At 46.9% G+C, this 527-nt stretch carries 1 protein-coding gene; it reads right to left on the bottom strand.

The window, feature by feature from the left end:
* A partial coding sequence (locus R7E78_RS30210) for an NAD(P)/FAD-dependent oxidoreductase (RefSeq protein WP_318059155.1) occupies positions 1-527 on the bottom strand: 527 nt, incomplete at both ends.

The raw sequence follows: 527 nt of genomic DNA on the forward strand, positions 1-527 counted from the left end.
TCGCAACGTTAAGTGTTCCTGCATCACAGCCAATTAATAAACCGCCGGGGAATTGTTGTTTCGGTAAAGAAGATAACCCACCTTTTGCGATGGCTCTTGCGCCATAAGCGATACGCTGTGCTCCTTTAATGTATTTTTTGATTGCAGGGTGGTGTTTAAAGCGCTGAAACTCATCGAATGGGCTCAAGTGGGGATTGCGATAGTTAAGATCGACAATCAACCCAACCGCAATTTGGCGGTTTTCCATGTGATAGAGGAATCCACCACCAGTTGTGTTGGTTTCGCTCAATGGCCAACCGGCGGAGTGGATGACGTTGCCTGTAAAATCTTTCGCATCAGCCGGCAGTTCCCAAATCTCTTTCAAGCCTAATGCGTAATGCTGAGGTTGTTTGCCCGCATCCAAATCGAAATGACGAATGAGCTCTTTTCCTAAATGCCCACGGCACCCTTCAGCAAACAGCGTGTATTTGGCTTTAAGCTCAATGCCCGGTTCGAAATTGGCTTTCTCTTGTCCGTTTTTATCCAGT

This window comes from Vibrio sp. YT-19(2023) (assembly GCF_033337395.1).